This is a genomic window from Sciscionella sediminilitoris (assembly GCF_000737195.2).
Lineage (GTDB): Bacteria > Actinomycetota > Actinomycetes > Mycobacteriales > Pseudonocardiaceae > Sciscionella > Sciscionella sediminilitoris.
In genome coordinates this window covers 45,358-63,587 of the sequence record NZ_JALM01000038.1, presented here as the reverse complement: position 1 = coordinate 63,587, position 18,230 = coordinate 45,358, and the positions used below count along the sequence as shown (strand labels likewise).

General features: G+C 68.8%; 13 protein-coding genes. 7 read left to right on the top strand and 6 right to left on the bottom strand.

The features are described from left to right. Window positions 1-13 precede the first annotated feature (13 nt). A complete protein-coding gene (locus AD72_RS18360; protein WP_031467760.1) occupies window positions 14-1,765 on the top strand; it encodes an ABC transporter ATP-binding protein in 1,752 nt (583 codons plus the stop codon). Further along, window positions 1,762-3,534 (top strand): ABC transporter ATP-binding protein, encoded by a 1,773-nt coding sequence (locus AD72_RS18355; RefSeq protein ID WP_031467759.1) that lies wholly within the window; start codon window positions 1,762-1,764, stop codon window positions 3,532-3,534. The genes AD72_RS18360 and AD72_RS18355 overlap by 4 nt, the downstream gene beginning before the upstream one ends. A 22-nt stretch (window positions 3,535-3,556) precedes the next feature. Here the strand turns inward: AD72_RS18355 and AD72_RS18350 are convergent, their stop codons facing one another. Together AD72_RS18350 and AD72_RS18345 are read right to left on the bottom strand one after the other, a co-directional pair. After that, window positions 3,557-4,201 carry a TetR/AcrR family transcriptional regulator gene (locus AD72_RS18350; RefSeq protein WP_156365251.1) on the bottom strand — a complete coding sequence of 215 codons (645 nt, stop codon included), beginning with the start codon at window positions 4,199-4,201 and terminating at the stop codon, window positions 3,557-3,559. A gap of 33 nt (window positions 4,202-4,234) precedes the next feature. Continuing rightward, a complete protein-coding gene (locus AD72_RS18345) occupies window positions 4,235-5,134 on the bottom strand; it encodes an oxygenase MpaB family protein (protein WP_197285007.1) in 900 nt (299 codons plus the stop codon). 74 nt (window positions 5,135-5,208) lie between these two features. Between AD72_RS18345 and AD72_RS18340 the strand changes: the two genes are divergently transcribed. Continuing rightward, the gene (locus AD72_RS18340; protein ID WP_031467757.1) at window positions 5,209-6,750 is read left to right on the top strand and encodes an alpha/beta hydrolase; all 1,542 of its coding nucleotides are present in this window, start codon (window positions 5,209-5,211) and stop codon (window positions 6,748-6,750) included. Here the strand turns inward: AD72_RS18340 and AD72_RS18335 are convergent. From AD72_RS18335 to AD72_RS18325, 3 genes are all read right to left on the bottom strand, one after another. After that, window positions 6,747-8,195: a flavin-containing monooxygenase gene (locus AD72_RS18335; protein WP_031467756.1), complete on the bottom strand. Its 1,449-nt coding sequence runs from the start codon at window positions 8,193-8,195 to the stop codon at window positions 6,747-6,749. The genes AD72_RS18340 and AD72_RS18335 overlap by 4 nt on opposite strands. Before the next feature lie 147 nt (window positions 8,196-8,342). Then, window positions 8,343-11,141, bottom strand: a complete 2,799-nt coding sequence (acnA, locus tag AD72_RS18330; RefSeq protein WP_037346364.1) for an aconitate hydratase AcnA — start codon at window positions 11,139-11,141, stop codon at window positions 8,343-8,345. 129 nt (window positions 11,142-11,270) lie between these two features. Further along, window positions 11,271-12,131: a helix-turn-helix transcriptional regulator gene (locus AD72_RS18325; RefSeq protein ID WP_031467754.1), complete on the bottom strand. Its 861-nt coding sequence runs from the start codon at window positions 12,129-12,131 to the stop codon at window positions 11,271-11,273. A gap of 177 nt (window positions 12,132-12,308) precedes the next feature. Between AD72_RS18325 and AD72_RS18320 the strand changes: the two genes are divergently transcribed. The 3 genes from AD72_RS18320 to mobA all read left to right on the top strand — a co-directional run bounded on the left by AD72_RS18320 (window position 12,309) and on the right by mobA (window position 15,951). After that, window positions 12,309-13,736 (top strand): MFS transporter, encoded by a 1,428-nt coding sequence (locus AD72_RS18320; RefSeq protein WP_031467753.1) that lies wholly within the window; start codon window positions 12,309-12,311, stop codon window positions 13,734-13,736. A 267-nt stretch (window positions 13,737-14,003) separates the two neighbouring features. Then, window positions 14,004-15,362, top strand: coding sequence for an NlpC/P60 family protein (locus AD72_RS18315; RefSeq protein WP_343123732.1), 1,359 nt, complete (start codon window positions 14,004-14,006; stop codon window positions 15,360-15,362). Further along, window positions 15,343-15,951, top strand: a complete 609-nt coding sequence (mobA, locus tag AD72_RS18310; protein ID WP_051898751.1) for a molybdenum cofactor guanylyltransferase — start codon at window positions 15,343-15,345, stop codon at window positions 15,949-15,951. Before AD72_RS18315 ends, mobA begins: the two co-directional genes overlap by 20 nt. Here the strand turns inward: mobA and AD72_RS18305 are convergent. Further along, window positions 15,905-17,194, bottom strand: coding sequence for an MFS transporter (locus tag AD72_RS18305; RefSeq protein WP_031467750.1), 1,290 nt, complete (start codon window positions 17,192-17,194; stop codon window positions 15,905-15,907). The two genes, mobA and AD72_RS18305, sit on opposite strands and share 47 nt — an antisense overlap. An 85-nt stretch (window positions 17,195-17,279) precedes the next feature. On the opposite strand from AD72_RS18305, the gene AD72_RS18300 reads away from it, so the two are divergent. Continuing rightward, window positions 17,280-18,182 carry an alpha/beta hydrolase-fold protein gene (locus AD72_RS18300; RefSeq protein ID WP_031467749.1) on the top strand — a complete coding sequence of 301 codons (903 nt, stop codon included), beginning with the start codon at window positions 17,280-17,282 and terminating at the stop codon, window positions 18,180-18,182. Window positions 18,183-18,230 lie beyond the last annotated feature (48 nt).

The window sequence follows — 18,230 nt, the reverse complement described above, 5'->3', positions numbered from 1 at the left end:
TTAGGCTCTTCGCATGAACGGTTCCCCAGCGGCGCTGTATCCCTTGCTGCGTAACGGAATGCGCCCGTACACCAGGGAAGTCGCGATGCTGGTCGGCTGCCAGCTCGTGCAGGCGCTCGCCATGCTCTATCTGCCGACGCTCACCGCGGGTCTGGTCGACAACGGGATCCTGCGCGGGGACACCGGCTATCTGCTCGGCCATGGCGGGCTCATGCTCGCGGCGACCCTGGTCCAGGTGGCCGCCACCGCGGCCGCCGTCTACCTCGGCGCGCGGGTGGCCATGCGGATCGGTGCGGACCTGCGCGCGGCGCTTTTCGCGCGGGTCCAGCGGTTCTCGGTGCGCGAGGTGCACGAGTTCGGTGCGCCCTCGCTGCTGACCAGAACCACCAACGATGTGCAGCAGGTGCAGCTGCTGGCGTTCATCCTGCTCACCCTCGCGGTCACCGCGCCGTTCATGGCGATCGGCGGGCTGGTGCTCGCGCTCGGCCAGGATGTGCCGCTCTCGGTGGTGCTGCTGGTGGCGATCCCGGTCGCGATCGGGGTGATCGGGCTGATCATCAACCGGATGATCGGACCGGCCAGGGCGATGCAGGGGCGCATCGACACCGTGAACGGGGTGCTGCGCGAGCAGATCATGGGGATCCGGGTGATCCGGGCCTTCGTGCGGGAGGACCACGAGCGGGAGCGGTTCGGGCGGGTCAGCGCGGACCTGCGCGGGGTCGCTGTCCGCCTCGGGCGCTACCAGGCCTACTTCGGGGCGAGCGCCACGCTGATCGCCACCCTTGCCTCGGTCGCGGTGCTGGCCATCGGCGGTCCGCGGGTCGCGGCGGGCGGACTGCAGGTCGGATCACTGATCGCGTTCCTCAACTACCTGGCGCAGATCCTCGGCGCGGTCCTGGCGGCGATGAGCGTGTTCATGTTCGCGCCGCGGGCGCGGGTGAGCGCGAGCCGGATCCGCGCGGTGCTCGACACCGTGCCCGCCATCGGGGAACCCGAGACACCCGCGGTGCTTTCCGGGACAGGGCGGGTGCGGGTACGCGGGGCGCGGTTCGGGTATCCGGGCGCCGAGGAGCCGGTGTTGCGCGGGGTGGATCTGCGCGCCGAACCGGGTGAGGTCACCGCGGTGGTCGGCTCGACAGGGTCGGGCAAGACCACGCTGGTGAATCTGATCGCCCGGCTGCTCGAACTCGACGAGGGCGAGGTGCTGCTGGACGGAGTGGATGTGCGCGCCCTGGACCGGGCGAGTATCGCCGCCGCGATCGGCCTGGTGCCACAGCGGGCGTACCTGTTCTCCGGGACGGTGGCGCGGAATCTGCGGTTCGGTGCTCCCGGGGCGAGCGAGGACCGGCTGTGGCATGCGCTGGAGATCGCGCAGGCGGCCGAGTTCGTGCGCGCCATGCCGGACGGGCTGGACACCGTGCTCGGGCAGGGCGGCACGACCGTCTCCGGCGGTCAGCGCCAGCGGCTGGCCATCGCCCGTGCCCTGGTGGCGAACCCGAGGATCTACCTGTTCGACGACGCGTTCTCCGCACTGGACGGCGCGACCGATGCCGCGGTGCGCGCCGCGCTCGCCGAGGAGCTGGGGGACGCGACGCAGATCGTCGTGGCGCAGCGGGTTTCCACGATCCGCTCGGCGGACCGGATCATCGTGCTGGACGCGGGTGCGGTGGAGGCGGCGGGCACACACGAGGAACTGCTCGAGACCAGCCCCACCTACACCGAGATCGTCCGTTCCCAGCTCGGTACCGAGGAGGTCATCCGTTGAGCGAGGACAAAACGCAGCCCGCGTTCCGCGCGACGGTCTGGCGGCTGCTGACCGGATTCCGCGAGGACCGCCTGCGCACCCTCGGCATACTCCTGCTGGCGCTCGGCGGGGCGGGCATGACCATGGTGACCCCGCTGCTGCTCGGCAAGGCCACGGATGTGGTGCTCGCCGGGCTGCGTGGTCCGGGTGTGGACTTCGCTGCGCTGGCCCGGTTGCTCGTGCTGGTCGGGCTGCTCGCCCTCGGCGCATGGCTGTGCCTGGTCGTGCAGGGCAGGCTGATCGCCACCGTGGTGCAGGGGCTGGCCTTCCGGCTGCGTGCGCGCACCGAGGACAAGCTGGCGCGGCTTTCCTTGCGCTACCTGGATTCGCGCTCACGCGGCGAGGTGCTGACCCGGGCCACCAACGACATCGACAACCTCGCGCAGACGATCCAGGCCATGGCCTCGCGGTTGTTCGCCGCCGTGTTGTCCTTCCTCGGTTCGCTGGTCATGATGCTGTTCGTCTCGCCGCTGCTCACCCTGCTCGTCGTGCTCACCCTGCCGCTGACCCTGTGGGCGGCCAAGGCCATCGGCGCTCGCGCCCAGCCGCAGTTCGGCAGGCAGTGGGCGGCGACGGGAAAGCTGACCGGGCACGCCGAGGAGCACTACAGCGGCCACGAACTGGTTCTCGCGTTCGGCAGGTCCGCCGAGGCGGAAGCGGAATTCGCGGAGTACAACGAGGAACTGCGGATCTCGAGCACCCGGGCGCAGTTCGTCTCCGGGCTCATCCCGCCGGTGATGACCTTCCTGGGGAACGTGAACTACGTGCTGGTGGCGGTGCTCGGCGGGCTACGGGTCGCCTCCGGGGCGATCTCGATCGGGGACATCCAGGCGTTCATCCAGTACGTCATGCAGTTCAACCAGCCGATCACGGCGATCGCCGCGACCGCGGGACAGGTCCAGTCCGCGATCGCTTCCGCCGGGCGGGTCTACGAGCTGCTCGACGCGCCGGAACAGTCGCCCGAGGCAGCCGAGCCCGCCGATCCGGACACGGTGCGCGGGCGGGTTGTCTTCGACCGGATCTCGTTCCGCTACACCGAGGACCGGCCGCTGATCGAGGACCTCTCACTGACCGTGGAACCCGGGCGGACGATCGCGATCGTCGGCCCGACCGGGGCGGGCAAGACCACACTGGTGAACCTGTTGCTGCGGTTCTACGAACTCGACGGCGGTGCGATCCGGGTGGACGGGGTGGACATCGCGGCGATGACCAGGGCGGCGCTGCGCTCCCGGATCGGGATGGTGCTGCAGGACACCTGGCTGTTCGCCGGGACCGTCGCGGACAACATCGCCTACGGCCGTCCCGATGCCACGCGTGAGCAGGTCGTGGCCGCGGCCCGGGCGGTGCACGCCGACCACCTGATCCGCACCCTGCCCGACGGGTACGACACGGTGCTCGAGGAGGACGGGCTCTCCGCAGGGGAACGGCAGCTGATCACCATCGCCAGGGCGTTTCTGGTCGAACCGGCCATCCTGGTCCTCGACGAGGCGACTAGTTCGGTGGACACGCGCACCGAAATGCTCGTGCAGCGCGCGATGAGCAGGTTGCGGAGCGGGCGGACGAGCTTCGTGATCGCCCACCGGCTGTCCACCATCCGCGATGCGGACACCATCCTGGTGCTGGAGGACGGCCGGATCGTGGAGCAGGGCGGACACGCGGAACTGCTCACCGCGGGCGGGGCCTACGCGCGCCTGCACGCCGCCCAGTTCGCCGGTTCGGCCGCCGGGTGAAATCCCCGGCGCGGGGGAGGCCTCAGCGGGCGGGCAGCACGAAGGAAAGGTAGCGCCGGGCGGTGGCGCGGATCTGCTCCTCGCTGTTCAGCGGGAGCACGGTCTCCGGGGTGAGGGTGAGCGAAACGGCGAGCCGCACGACGATCTCGGCGACCTCGTCCGGATCGATGGGCACCCGCAGCGCGGGCGGTTCGCTCGCCCGGTACTGGGCGGCGAGGAATTCGCGGATCGTGGCCAGCGCGGGACCGGCGTGCAGGGTCACCGCGGGCAGTACGAGCTCGGGTTCGGTGTGCAGCAGCCGGTGCAGCAGGGGCTGCTCGCGGATCCAGCGCAAGCCGATGACCAGCCCTTCCACCAGGCGTTCCCCGACATCGGCGATGCTCTCGGTCGCCCGGCCGATCTCGGCGAAGAAGCGCTGCGCGTCCCTGGCGATCACCGCGACGGTCAGCTTGTCCCGGCCGGCGAACTTGCGGTACACGGTGGCCCGCCCGACACCGGCGCGGCGGGCCACGTCGTCCATGCTGGTGCGCCGGATCCCGTGCTCCATATAGGACTCGGTGGCCGCGTCGAGGATCCGCACGGCAACCGGATCGTGCGTGTGCACCACCTCGTCGAGCAGTGCGTCGGCGAGCACGGTCGCGCCGCTTGTCATTTCCTCTTCGGCCACCGGGCAAGCATAAAGGCCGGTGGGACCCGTTGCTCAGGCAGCGGCAAGCCGTTCCACGCGGGTGTCCGCGGCGCGCCGCCAGTAACCGGTCGCGGCGCGCTGCCGCGGCACGTGCGGCCAGCCCTCACGGCGGAATCCGGCGCGCGCGGGCGCCATGTAGCGGGCCCGCAGTGGTACCCCGCGCCATGCGGTGCGCACCGTGTTCGTGATGAGCTCGAAGCGGCGCTGATCGGCCTTCGACCAGCTCACCCCGAGGGTTTCGCGCGCGGCCGGGTGCAGCATGCCGACCCCGAGCGTCCATGCCGGGTTGGCCACCAGCGGGGCGACGAGCTTCCACAGCGGGGCGGGCAGCCAGGGCTGGGCCATCGAACCCGGATCGCTGGCCATCTCGATGAACGCGGTGACCGCCGGGGTGCGTTCGAGCACCTGGGCGTAGTGGTGCTCGAAGTACTCGCGGTAGGCGGCGGAATCGCGGGGCACCGGGCGGGTGGAGACCCCGTAACGCCGGTAGACCGCGCAGGACTCGTGATAGGCGAGCTCGAGTTCCGGCTCGCTCATCTCGTGGTCGAAATGGCTGACCATGTGCACGACGACCTCGGAGATCGTGGCGTGTGCCCAGTAGTACACCTCGGGATCGAGCGCGTGATAGCGCCTGCCCTCGCTGTCGGTGCCCTTGAACTCGTGGTGCAGATCGCGGATCCGCGTGCCCTTGTCGGTTCCGTAGACCACCCCCGCGATCTGCGGGACCGAGCGGAACAACCGGGCCCAGGGTTCGGTGTAGAAGGCGGAGTGCTGTTCCACACCGGCCCCGAGCCCGGGGTAGGCCAACTGGACGAATCCGACCCATGGCGCGATCAGCATCGAGCGCCAGTCTCCGGAATACGTCCACACCCAGGAACTCGGGCCGAGCGTTAGGTCTTCTGGACCGCTCATGCGACACCTCCTCGCATCGTGAGACAAGAGTCGCATGACTGTCTCGCACACGCAAGTGACAAGGAGGTCAGGACGTGTCGAAGCGTTCCCTGTGGTGTGCCCTGCTCGCCGCCCTCGCGCTGCTGCCGGTGACCGCGCCCGCGGGCCGGGCCGCACCGCGCCGCATCGAATGGGGGAGCTGTCCCGCCGGCGTGCTCGCTCCCGTGCCCGCCGCGGAACGGGCCCGGCTGCGCTGTGGCAGTTTCCGGGTGCCCATCGACCACGACCGGCCGGAGCTGGGTGGCATCGATATCGCGCTGATGAAACGGCTCGCCGATCACCCACGGGACCGGATCGGCACGCTGTTCACGAATCCGGGCGGGCCGGGGAATTCCGGGTTCACCGCGACCACCGAGGCGTACAAGAAGTACCGGAAACCGGTACTGGACCGGTTCGACGTTCTCGGTTTCGATCCGCGCGGGGTCGGCAGGTCGGCGCCACTGCGGTGTTTCCGTACCGCGGAGGACAAAGAGCGGGTACTGCGCGATTTCGTCTCCTCCCCGGTCACCGGGGCGCAGATCCGGGCGGATCTCACCGCGCGCCGCGATTACGCCCGATCCTGCCGCCGCAACGCGGGACCCTTGCTGTACCACATGTCCACCAAGGACACCGTGCGCGATCTGGATCTGCTGCGCGCCGCGGTCGGGGATACGAAACTCGATTTCGTCGGCTATTCCTATGGCACGCTGATCGGGGCGAGTTATGCCGCGATGTACCCGGACCGCACCCGGGCGATCGTGCTCGACGGGAACGTGGATCCCTTGCTGCGCACCGGAAACGGCGTCGAACACGAGCGTGAGCACGGCCTCGGTTTCGAGGATGCGCTGCGCGCGGTGCTCGCCCGGTGTGCGGCGAGCGGGCCGCGCTGCGCCTTCTCCTCGGGGGATCCGGCGGCCAAGTTCGCCGAGATCCGGGATCGGCTGCGGCGGCACGATCTGCCCATGCCCGACGGCAGTGTGGAAACCCTGAGCGGATTCACCGATCGCGTGGCACAGGCGATGTGGGACCAGAAGTCGTTTCCCGGCTTGATGACCGACCTGCGGGCCATCTACTCGGCACTGAACGGCACAGCGGTGCCGCACGGCGGGAAAACCGGCCGTGCCGGGAACACGGTACCGAGGAAACCCTACACCGGGGACGATTCCTATTTCGGGGTCAACTGCAGCGACAAGCCGTTTCCGGCCACGAACGACTATGTGCCGGAGGTGGCGCGCCGCTGGGAACCCGAGCAGCCCACGTTCGCGCGGTGGCAGGCGTTCAACGACGCCGCGCAGTGCCCGGTGTGGCCCGGTGCCCGCACCGCGGACCGCTATTCGGGGCCGTGGCACAACTTCGGCGCCCATCCGGTGCTGACCTTCGGGAACTACTTCGACCCGGCGACTCCCTACGCGTTCGCCCAGCGGACGACGCGGTTACTCGGCAAGGCGCGGCTGGTGAGCGTGAACGCGTACGGGCACACGATCCTCGGCGGGCACTCCCGCTGCGCCGACCGGATCGCGAGCGATTACCTCGTACACCTCAGGGTCCCGCCCCGCGGCACGGTGTGCACTGCGGACCGGCAGCCCTTCGATCCCTAGACGGTCACGGTGTAGTGCTCCGGATCCGGTTCGCGCAGCATCCTGGTCAGGGTCTTGCGGTCGAAGGGCCACAGATCCACCGTGCCGCTGTCGTCGAGGTACCAGCTCTGGCAGCCGGTGTTCCACACGGTCGGGCCGATCGCGGTGCGGACCTGCTCGTTGAACTCCTTGGTCGCGGTCTCGGTGACCTCGGCGGTGGTCAGCTCACCCCGGCGGAACCGGCGCAGGAAGGAGACGATGTAGCGGCCGGTGTGCTCCGCGGTGTACTGCAGGTGCACGCTCCCGATCGGGGAATTGGGGCCCAGCACGGTGAAGAAGTTGGGAAAACCGGGGATCGCGGTCATCCGGTAGGCGAAGGTCCCGTTCTCCCATGCCTCGTCGATCGTGGTGCCGTCTCGTCCGGTCAACCGCATCGGGCGCATGTAGTTGTGCGCCTGGAAACCGGTGGCGAGCGCGATGACGTCGAACTCGTGCACCGTGCCGTCGGCGGTCCGGATCCCCTCGGGGACGATGCGCTCGATCTCCTCGGTGACCACGGAGACGTTTTTCCGTTGCACGGCACGGTGGAACTCGCCGGAGACCACCTGCCGTTTGCAGAACGGTTCGTAATCCGGGGTGAGCTTGGCACGCAGCCGCCGGTCCCGGATCAGGCGCAGGCTCGCGCGCGCGTAAGCCTGGGCGAGGGTGCGCGCGGGCCCCGGGGCGAGGGTGATGTCGGTGAGTACCCGGGAGGCGCGCAGGGATGCGTCGAAAATGGCCTGGTTGAGCCAAGGTGCCTGACGCAGCAGCGCGGTGAGCGCGGCCGGCTGGGGGAGCCGGGTCGGTGCCGGGATCACCCATTGGGCGGTGCGCTGGAACAGCGAGAACTGCTTCGCGATCGGCTGCAGTGCGGTGGTCAGTTGCACCCCGGTCGATCCGGTGCCGATCACCGCGACCCGTTTCCCGCGCGGATCGACCCGGTGATCCCAGCGCGCGGTGTGGAACAGCGGTCCGTCGAAGTCCGCCATGCCGGGGATGTCGGGGACCCGTGGATGGTGCAGGATCCCGGTGGCGGCCACCAGGAAATCCGCCTCGAACCGGTCCCCGCCCGCGGTCTCCACATGCCAGCGCTCGTTCTCGAACCGCGCCCCGGTCACCTCGGTGTTCAGCCGGATGTGCCCGGTCACGTCGTGTTCGCGCGCCACATCCTCGTGATAGCGCTGAATGTCCGGGCCCTTGGCGAAGAAGTGCGACCAGTCGGGTTTTCCCGCAAACGTGTACCGGTAGAGCAGCGAGGGCACATCACAGGTCAGTCCGGGGTAGGTGTTCCAGTGCCACACCCCGCCGACCCGGGATCCCTTCTCCAGCACGGTGAAGTCGTGGAATCCGGCCTTCTTCAGGGTCACCGCGATGGCGATCCCGGACATGCCGGCGCCGATGATCACGACTTTGGGTTCGCGCGCCACATGGACCTCCTCAAAGACATACCGTACTGACGGTATGTCACGTTGATGGTGGTGCACAACCGCGAGCCTGTGCCGCCTCGCGTTCCGACCGCGAAAAACCCCGGTACCCGCCGCGGCGGGTACCGGGGTTTTTCGGACGAGCGGTGCTCAGCCGGCGAGCAGGTTGCGCAGCACGTACTGCAGGATCCCGCCGTTGCGGTAGTAGTCCGCCTCACCGGGGGTGTCGATGCGCACGACCGCGTCGAACTCGGTCTTGCCGCCGTCGGCCTTGGTGGCGGTGACGTGCACCGTGGCCGGGGTGGTGCCCTCGTTCAGCGCGGTGATCCCGGCGATGTCGAAGGTCTCGGTACCGTCCAGGCCGAGCGAGGAGGCCGATTCGCCCTCCGGGAACTGCAGCGGGACCACGCCCATGCCGATCAGGTTGGAGCGGTGGATGCGCTCGAAGGACTCGGCGATCACCGCGCGCACCCCGAGCAGCGAGGTGCCCTTGGCCGCCCAGTCCCGCGAGGAACCGGAGCCGTACTCCTTGCCGCCGAGCACCACGAGCGGGGTGCCCTGCGCGGCGTAGTTCTGCGCGGCGTCGTAGATGAACGCCTGCGGTCCGCCTTCCTGGGTGAAGTCCCGGGTGTAGCCACCCTGCACATCGTCGAGCAGCAGGTTGCGCAGCCGGATGTTGGCGAAGGTGCCCCGGATCATCACCTCGTGGTTACCGCGCCGCGATCCGTAGGAGTTGAAGTCCTTGCGGTCGATGCCGTGCTCGGACAGGTAACGCCCGGCGGGGGAATCCGCCTTGATCGCACCGGCGGGGGAGATGTGGTCGGTGGTGACCGAGTCGCCGAGCAGCGCCAGCACCCGCGCCCCGGACACATCGGTCACCGGGGCCGGTTCGGCGGACATGCCCTCGAAGTACGGGGGCTTGCGCACGTAGGTGGACTTGGTGTCCCACTCGAAGACCTTGCCCTCCGGGGTCGGCAGCGAGCGCCACCGCTCGTCCCCGGCGAACACGTCGGCGTAGTCCTTGGCGAACATCTCCTGGTTGATCGCCGAGTCCACGCATCGCTGGATCTCGGCCGGGCTCGGCCAGATGTCGGCGAGGAAGACCGGCTTGCCCTGCTCATCGGTGCCGAGCGGGTCGGAGTCGAAGTCGAAGTCCATCGTCCCGGCGAGCGCGTACGCGATGACCAGCGGCGGCGAGGCCAGGTAGTTCATCTTCACGTCCGGGTTGATGCGGCCCTCGAAGTTCCGGTTCCCGGAGAGCACCGAGACGACCGAGAGATCCTTCTCGTTGACCGCGGCGGAGATCTCCTCCGGAAGCGGGCCCGAGTTGCCGATGCAGGTGGTGCAGCCGTAGCCGACCAGGTGGTAGCCCAGCTTCTCCAGGTACGGCCAGAGCCCGGCCTTCTCGTAGTAGTCGGTGACGACCTGGGAACCCGGCGCCATGGAGGTCTTGACCCAGGGCTTGACGGACAGCCCCTTCTCCACGGCATTGCGGGCCAGCAGCGCGGCACCGAGCATCACCGAGGGGTTGGAGGTGTTGGTGCAGGAGGTGATCGAGGCGATCACCACCGCGCCGTGGTCGAGCACGAAGTCCCCGCGCTCCTCGCTGTGCACGGTGATCGGGTTCGAGGGCCGGGATCCGCTCGGGTCCGCGGCGCTCGGCAGTACCGGCGCGTCGGCCGCGGTGTCGTGGCTGACCGCGGGCGCGTCACTGGCCGGGAAGGACTCGCGCCCGGATTCGTCGACGGCACCGTTGGCCGCGACGTAGTCCGGCAGCGTGCCACGGAAGGACTGCTTGGCCGCGGTGACCTCGATGCGGTCCTGCGGGCGCTTCGGCCCGGCGATGGAGGGCACCACGGTGGACAGGTCGAGCTCGAGGTATTCGGAGTACTCCGCCTCGTGTCCCGCGTCGTGCCAGAGGCCCTGCTCCTTGGCGTAGGCCTCGACCAGCGCGAGCTGTTCCTCGCTGCGGCCGGTCAGCTTCAGGTAGCGGACGGTCTCCTCGTCGATCGGGAAGATCGCCGCGGTGGAGCCGAATTCCGGGCTCATGTTGCCGATGGTGGCGCGGTTGGCCAGCGGGACCGAGGCAACGCCGTCGCCGTAGAACTCCACGAACTTGCCGACCACGCCCTGCTTGCGCAGCATCTGGGTGATGGTCAGCACCACGTCGGTCGCGGTGGAACCGGCCGGGATCTCGCCGGTGAGCTTGAAGCCGACGACCTTCGGGATGAGCATCGAGACCGGCTGGCCGAGCATGGCCGCCTCCGCCTCGATCCCGCCGACGCCCCAGCCGAGCACGCCGAGACCGTTGACCATGGTGGTGTGCGAGTCGGTGCCGACCAGGGTGTCCGGGTAGGCCTGGCCGTTGCGGGCCATCACGGTGCGCGCCAGGTACTCGATGTTGACCTGGTGCACGATCCCGGTGCCCGGGGGGACGACCTTGAACTCGTCGAAGGCGCCCTGGCCCCAGCGCAGGAACTGGTAACGCTCGCGGTTGCGTTCGTACTCGAACTCCACGTTGCGCTCGAAGGCGTCCGCGCGGCCGAACACGTCGATGATCACCGAGTGGTCGATCACCAGTTCGGCGGGGGCGAGCGGGTTGATCTTGTCCGGGTCACCGCCGAGGTCGCGTACCGCCTCGCGCATGGTGGCCAGGTCCACGACGCAGGGAACGCCGGTGAAGTCCTGCATGACCACCCTGGCGGGGGTGAACTGGATCTCCGTGGACGGTTCGGCCTTGGGGTCCCAGCTGCCGAGTGCGCGGATGTGCTCCGCGGTGATGTTCTTGCCGTCCTCGGTGCGCAACAGGTTCTCGGTGAGGATCTTGAGGCTGTACGGCAGCTTCTCGGCCCCTTCGACGGCCGAGAGGCGGAAGATCTCGTAGTCCTTGCCGCCCGCGGTCAGCGTGCCGCGTGCGCCGAAGCTGTCCTTGCTTGCGGGTGTTGTCACATCCAACTCCATGTCCTGTGGCGAGCGCAGATCGTATTCGGGAACGGTGCCCAAGTCTGGCGCACGCGAATCGCATGCGCAGGCCCGGGGCTGTCGTGCCCCTAACAGTACGCTTGTCCTGTATTGGACTCAAGCCGGGGTGCGGACCTCGTCGAGTTCGGCGAGCCGGTACAGGCGCAGCCGGGTTTCCTCATCGGCCGGGGTGTAGGTGATCAGCCGCGGTCCACCGCGGTCGGTGAGCCACATATTGGTGTAGTCGATGCGCAGCCTGCCCACCTGCGGATTGATGACTTCCTTGGACAGGTTGGTGTTGCCCAGTACCTCATTGGATTCCCACAGCTTGGTGAACTCCGGGGAGGCGGCCTTCAACCGGGCGACGAGTTCCTTCCAGCCCGGTTCGCCGACATGATTGGCCATCGCGGAGCGGAACCGGCCGACGGATTTGCGCGAGGCGGCTTCCCAGTCGGGAACGCCCGCGCGGTAGGCGGGGGAGGTGAACATCAGCCACACCGAATTGCGGTCCTCGAGGGGCAGCTCCGAGATCGGGGTGAGCAACCGGTCATAGGCGCGGTTGAACGCCAGGATGTCGGCGCGCGGATTGAGTACGAAGGCCGGATAGGGCTGCAACTGGTCGAGGATCGTCTGGGTGGCCGCCGGCAGGTTCTGGCAGTTCTTCTCGGTCGCGCCGAACTGGGCGTTGGCCAGGGTGAGCAGGTGGCCGCGCTCGTGCGGGTCCAGCCGCAGGGTGTTCGCGATGGCGTCCAGCACCTGTGCCGAGACGTTGATGTCCCGCCCCTGTTCGAGCCAGGTGTACCAGGTCACGCCCACCCCGGCGAGCATCGCGACCTCCTCGCGGCGCAGTCCCGGGGTGCGGCGCCTGCCCGAGGTGGGCAGCTCCACCTGCTCCGGGGTGATGCGCTCGCGGCGGCTGCGCAGGAAGGCCCCCAGTTCCTTGCGGCGGTGCTCGTCCTTGGTGCCCATGAACACCATGCTGCCCTATTGTCCGATGCTGGTGCCAGGTAGTGCCAGTAACAGGATAACTGGGCTCCTGGTACCAGTTTCCGAACTCCCGCAGAGTGGTTCTATGACCGTGTTGATCCGATCGGGCTTTCGTTGCGCTCCTCGCTCGCCAGGGCTCGCTGCGATGCTCACGAAAGGCCCGCTCTCATGACCGTCACAAGCGAACCCCGGATCGGGACGCGCAGGGCGCCGGCGACACCGGGAACCCTGCCGCTGCTCGGCCTGCTGACCGTGCTCGGTGGCCAGTTCCTCGCCATCGTCGACGTGTTCATCGTCAACGTGGCGCTGCCCTCGATGGGTGCCGAACTGCACATGAGCCGGTCCTCCGAAGAACTGATCGTGGCCGGATACGGCCTCTCCTACGCACTGTTCCTCGTCCTCGGCGGCCGTCTCGGGGACAACATCGGCCGCAAACGGCTGTTCCTGATCGGCATGGCCGCCTTCACGCTGACCTCGCTGGCCTGCGGGCTCGCCCCGACGCCCGCGGTGCTCGTCGCCGCGCGGGTGGCCCAGGGCGCCTCGGCCGCGATGATGGTTCCCCAGGTGCTCGGCACGATCACCGCGGCGACCACGGGTGCGGCGCGCGCCAAGGCGATCGGCGCGTTCGGGGCCACCGGAGGGATCGCCTCGGTGGTCGGTCAGCTCGCCGGCGGGGTACTGGTCGCCGCGGACATCGCGGGTTCCGGATGGCGGCCGATCTTCCTGGTGAACGTGCCGATCGGGATCCTCGCGCTGATCGGTGCGGCGCGCTGGATGCCCGGTACCCGCTCCGAGATCCGGTCCAGGCTGGATCTGCGCGGCACCATGCTGCTCGGGTTGACCGTGCTGTTGCTGATGGTGCCGCTGCTCGAAGGGCAGTCGCTCGGCTGGCCGCTGTGGATCTTCGCGCCGCTGCTCGCGGTCCCGTTCGCGGCGCTGGCGTTCTTCCGCACGCAGCAGCGGATCGAGCACTCCGGTGGTGCGCCGCTGCTGGCCCCCTCGCTGCTCCGGATGCCATCGCTGCGCAGGGGACTCCTGGTCAGCGTGCCGTTCTTCCTCGGCTGGGGCGGGTTCACCTTCGGCTACGTGTTCGCGCTCCAGCAGGGCCTCGGGTTCAGTGCACTGGAGTGCGGGCTGGCCCTGGTCCCGCTCGGGCTGGCCTTCCTGACGGCCTCGTTGTCCGCGCCTCGGCTGGTGAACCGGTTCGGCGGGCGGGTCATGCGGATCGGCATCCTGGTGCAGCTGGCCGGACTGATCGGGATCGGCATCACCGTGTTCCTCGCCTGGCCGGACGTGGGGATCGCGGCGGTGGCGCCGTGGATCGCCGCGATCGGTGGGGGAAACGGACTGGTCATGGGCCCGCTGTTCCGGGTGGTGCTCGCCGATGTGCCCACCGAGCGGGCGGGTACCGGCGGCGGCACGATGACCACGGTGCAACAGATCTCGCTCGCGATCGGGGTGGCCGGGCTCGGCACCGTACTCAACGCCTTCGGCACGAGTGGCATGCACGCCGGGTTCAGCACCCTCGTCGTCGTGGTCGCGGTACTGTCCCTGATCTTCGCGATCGGCTCCCGGGTGCTCCCCGAACCGCGCTGACATCCGGTGCCCCGCCGAGCGGCCCCATCGGGAACCACTCACGGTGGGGCCGCTCGCACGATCGTGGCCCGGTGCGCCGAAGTTGATCTACACTCGGCAACCTTGATCGGTTCAGGTTGCTTCTGTTGAGGTAATTGTGACGTTTGATAAGCATGTTTTTCCTGAGTTACCTGGTCAAACCGGGGGTCAGGTGGCACAGTTGCCTAGCGTGATGCGTGGTGCACTTGGGAGAACTGGGCCACTCAGCCTGGTCGGGAGGTGAAGGACGTGGCGGATCGAGCCACGACGAGGGGGTCGGCGCTGCGTCGCACGGGGGTGCTGGGCGCGTTGACGCTCGCCGCGGTGATGACGTTCAGTGGCGTCGTCGCGGCCGTGCCGCCACCGCCGCCGAACCCGAGCGACAACGAGATCGACTCCGGCCGCGCGGATGTGAACAAGCGTGCCGGTGAGGTCGGTTCCATCACCAATCAGCTCTCCCAGGCGGAGGCACAGCTCAATCAGCTGCAGAGCCAGGTCGAGCTCAAGATGGAGCAGGCCAAGAAGGCGATGGTGGACATGCAGTCCGCCCAGCAGGCCGCGAGTAAGGCCGAGCAGTCGGCACAGGCGGCACGCGGTCAGGTCGACGCCGCGGACGCGCAGGTGCAGAAAGCGCGGGCCGATCTGGACGCGTTCGCCGCGGGCAGCTATGAACAGGGCAGCACGGTCGGTTCGATGTCGGCCTATCTCGGTTCCAAGAACCCGCAGGAATTCCTCGAGCGCGCCTCCCTGCTCAACGCGGTGAGCGGGGCGAAGCTGAACGCGCTCGAGACGATGCAGCGGGCGCGCACCGAGAAGGCGAACAAGGAGTCCACGGCACGGGCAGCGCTCGCCGAGGCCCAGCGCAAGCAGGCGAGCGCGGAACAGGCCAAGAGCACCGCGGACAGCGCCAAGCAGGCCGCGATCACCGCGCAGCAGGGCCAGCAGCAGCAGACGCAGTCGATCACCCAGCGCAAGCAGGAGCTGGAGCAACAGCTCAACGATGCGCAGGCGAAGGTCGGCGGGCTCACCGACGCGCGCAAGAAGTACAACGAATGGCTCGCGGCCAAGCAGGCCGAACAGGAGCAGGCCGCGCAGCAGGCAGCGGCCGAAGCGGCCGCCTCGTCCTCCTCGGGCGGGGGCGGCGGTAGCAGCAGTGGCAGCGGTGGCGGGCATGTCTCGCACGCGACCGGCGGCTCGGCATCGGCGGTGATCGCCAGGGCCAAATCGGCGCTCGGGATCCGGTACTCCTGGGGCGGCGGTAACGCCAGCGGCCCGACCATCGGGATCCACGACGGCGGGGTCGCCGACTCCTACGGCGACTACATGCACTCCGGCTTCGACTGCTCGGGCCTGATGACCTACGCCTTCGCGGCGGCCGGGATCTCGCTCGCCTCGTACTCCGGTTACCAGTACACCGCGGGAACCCATGTGCCGCTTTCCCAGAAGCAGCCCGGCGACATGCTGTTCTGGGGCCGTTCGGGCATCCATCACGTGGCGCTCTACATCGGCAACGGGCAGATGATCGAGGCACCGCAGTCGGGCATGCGCGTGCGCATCACCTCGGTGCGCTACGGCGATATCATGCCGTATGCCACCCGGGTGCTCTGACTCGTACGCGGCGATCGTGCTCGCCGGCGGGGCGGCACGCAGGCTCAGCGGGGTGGACAAGCCGATGCTCCGGGTCGGTGCGCACAGCCTGCTCGAACAGGTGCTCGCCGCGCTGGACGGGGCGGATCAGCGCGTGGTCGTCGGCCCGCGCCGCCCCGAGGTGACCGGGGCGAGCTGGACGAGGGAACAGCCCCCGGGATCGGGTCCGGTCGCCGCGCTCGCCGCGGGTCTCGCGGCCCTGACCGCGCCGGTTCCCCGGAGACTGGTGCTGTGCGCGGCGGATCTGCCCGCGTTCACTGCCTCGACCGTGCGGCGGTTGCTGGCCGCGCTCGATACGGAACCGGGATCCGCCGGGGTCGTGTTGCGGGACGGGGAAGGCCGGGCGCAATGGCTCGCCGGGGCCTGGCGCACCGCGGAACTGCGCGCCGCGATACCGGACGATCCCGCGGATGCCTCGCTGCGCTCCACCATCGGGAAGCTCCCGGTCGCCACGCTTACCGCGCAGGGGGACGAAGCGCGGGATGTGGACACCGCGGAGCAGCTCAGCGCCGCGCGAGCAGCGCGGTCCCGAGCGCACCGAGCACGGTGATCCCGGCTGCCACGATCAGGGCGATGTTCATCCCGCTGGTGAACGCCGTGTGCGCGACATCGGCGGTCACCCCATGGGGCACCATGCCCTGTGCGATGTCGTCCACGCCGGTGGTGCCCGACGGTACGGAACCCGCGACGGTGGAGGAGAGCACCGTGCCGAGCAGCGCGATCCCGAGCAGCCCGCCGAACTGACTGCCCGCCTGCTGTACGGCCGATGCGATGCCGGTGAGCCGTTCCCCGGCGGCCGCGAGCAGGGCGTTGGTCGCGGGCACCACGCACAGCCCGGTGCCGATCCCGACACCCAACGCGGGCAGTACGAGTTCCCAGTAACCGGCCGGCTGTCCGGCACCGGCCACGCCGAAGATGCCGCAGCCGACGAACAGCAGTCCGGCGGTCATCGGCCAGCGCGGGCCGAATCGTTCGCCGAGCGCCCCGCCGATCAGCGCGGAGAACACCACCGTGGCCGTCGGGCCGAGAATCCACAACCCGGCGACGATCGGGGAAAGGCCGAGCACGTTCTGCAGGTAGAGGGTGAGCATGAACAGCAGCCCGAAGATGCCGAACGAGCTCAGCGCGATCACCGCGCTCGTGACGAGCACCGTGCGATGGGTGAGCAGGGTGCGCAGCGAGCTGAGCACCTTGGCATCGCGGGCGTGCGATTCCTGGACCGCGAACAGCGCACTGACCGCGGCGATGATCCCGATCGGCAGGTTGATCAGGAAGATGGCGGGCCAATCGAGATATTCCACGATCACCCCGGCCAGCACCGGGCCGAGCCCGATCGCGAGCGCGTTCACCCCGCTCCACACGCCGAGCGCGAGCGGGAGACGTTTCGCGTCGAAGGCGGTGCGCAGCAGGGCGAGCGCGGCGGGCTGCAGCAGGGCGCCGGCGAGCCCCTGGATCGCCCGGAACACGATCAGCGCGGTCACGCTTCCGGAAAGGGCGATGCCGACCGAGCTGAGCCCGAAGCCGAGCACGCCGATCATGAACGTGGTCCGCCGCCCGATCCGGTCGGCGACCCGTCCGGCCGGGAGCAGCCCGATCGCGAGGGCGATGAGATAGGCGTTCGCGATGAACTCCAGTTCGGGCAGCGTCGCGTGCACATCCCGGGCGACATAGGGTGCCGCGATCGTGACGGCGGTGCCGTCGAGACCCACCATGATCGCACCGACCACGGTGGCGGCGAGCGCGAGCCATGGGCGTTGCCCTACCCGGGGCGCGTATACCTCGGTAGTGTTCACCTGACTCCTCGTGACCGAACCCTCATGACTGGGCGTTATCCTACGGCCCCCGATCGCGTGATGCTCTCGAGAGAGGAAGATTGCCATGGAAGCGATGCGTGCGTTCCGTGATCATGCTCTCGATTCGGGCGTCCGGATCGAGGACGAGTACGGGGACGAACGAGTGCGGCTGTGCTCCTTCGACTCGGCCGCGCTCGGGCGCCGTGCCGAGTGTCTGCTCGTCTTCCCGAAGAACTGGCACGCGGGTTACCCCACGCCGGTGCTCTATCTGCTGCACGGCAGTGATGACGATCCACGTTGCTGGGTGGACAAGACGAACCTGCTCGAGCTGGCCGAGGACACCGATGCGATCCTGGTCGCCCCGGAGGCGGGTGTGGTCGGTTACTACACCGATTGGTCACACCCGGACAGTCGCGGGAGCAGACCGGAATGGGAGCGTTTTCATCTCGAAGAAGTTCCGCGGCGGCTGCTCGGTGGATGCGCGCTCGCACCGGAGTGGTCGGTCGCCGGAATTTCGATGGGCGGATACGGGGCGCTGGCCTATGCCGCGAATCACCCTTCGCTTTTCACCACCGCGGTCTCGCTGAGTGGTTTACCACATATTACGAAACGTTTTGTCTCCGCGTTCGTTTGTTTCACGCTTCGCCGACAGGGGGAGCCTGGTTACGCGCCGTTCGGAAATCCACGGGACAACTCCTCCGCATGGGTGAGTAGGGATCCTTTCCGGCAAGCCGAGCGGTTTCGCGGGACGGCGTTGTATCTTGCCTGGGGCGATGGTCGGAAGGCCAATGGTGACGCAGTGTTCCCGGGAAGTGGACTTGTCGAGCGGCTGGTCTCCTCCTCGAACAGAAGCTTCACACGGCGCCTCGATAAGCTGGGGATTTCCTATACGGCAAGCATCGGGACCGGTACCCATGACTGGCCGTACTGGCAGCGTGAGCTGGGCAAGGCCTGGCCCTTCCTGCGGGACAGACTGTCGGTGAGCTAGCGAAAACAGGTTCATAAGACCCTCGCCGGGCGTGGTGGCCCAGTGCAA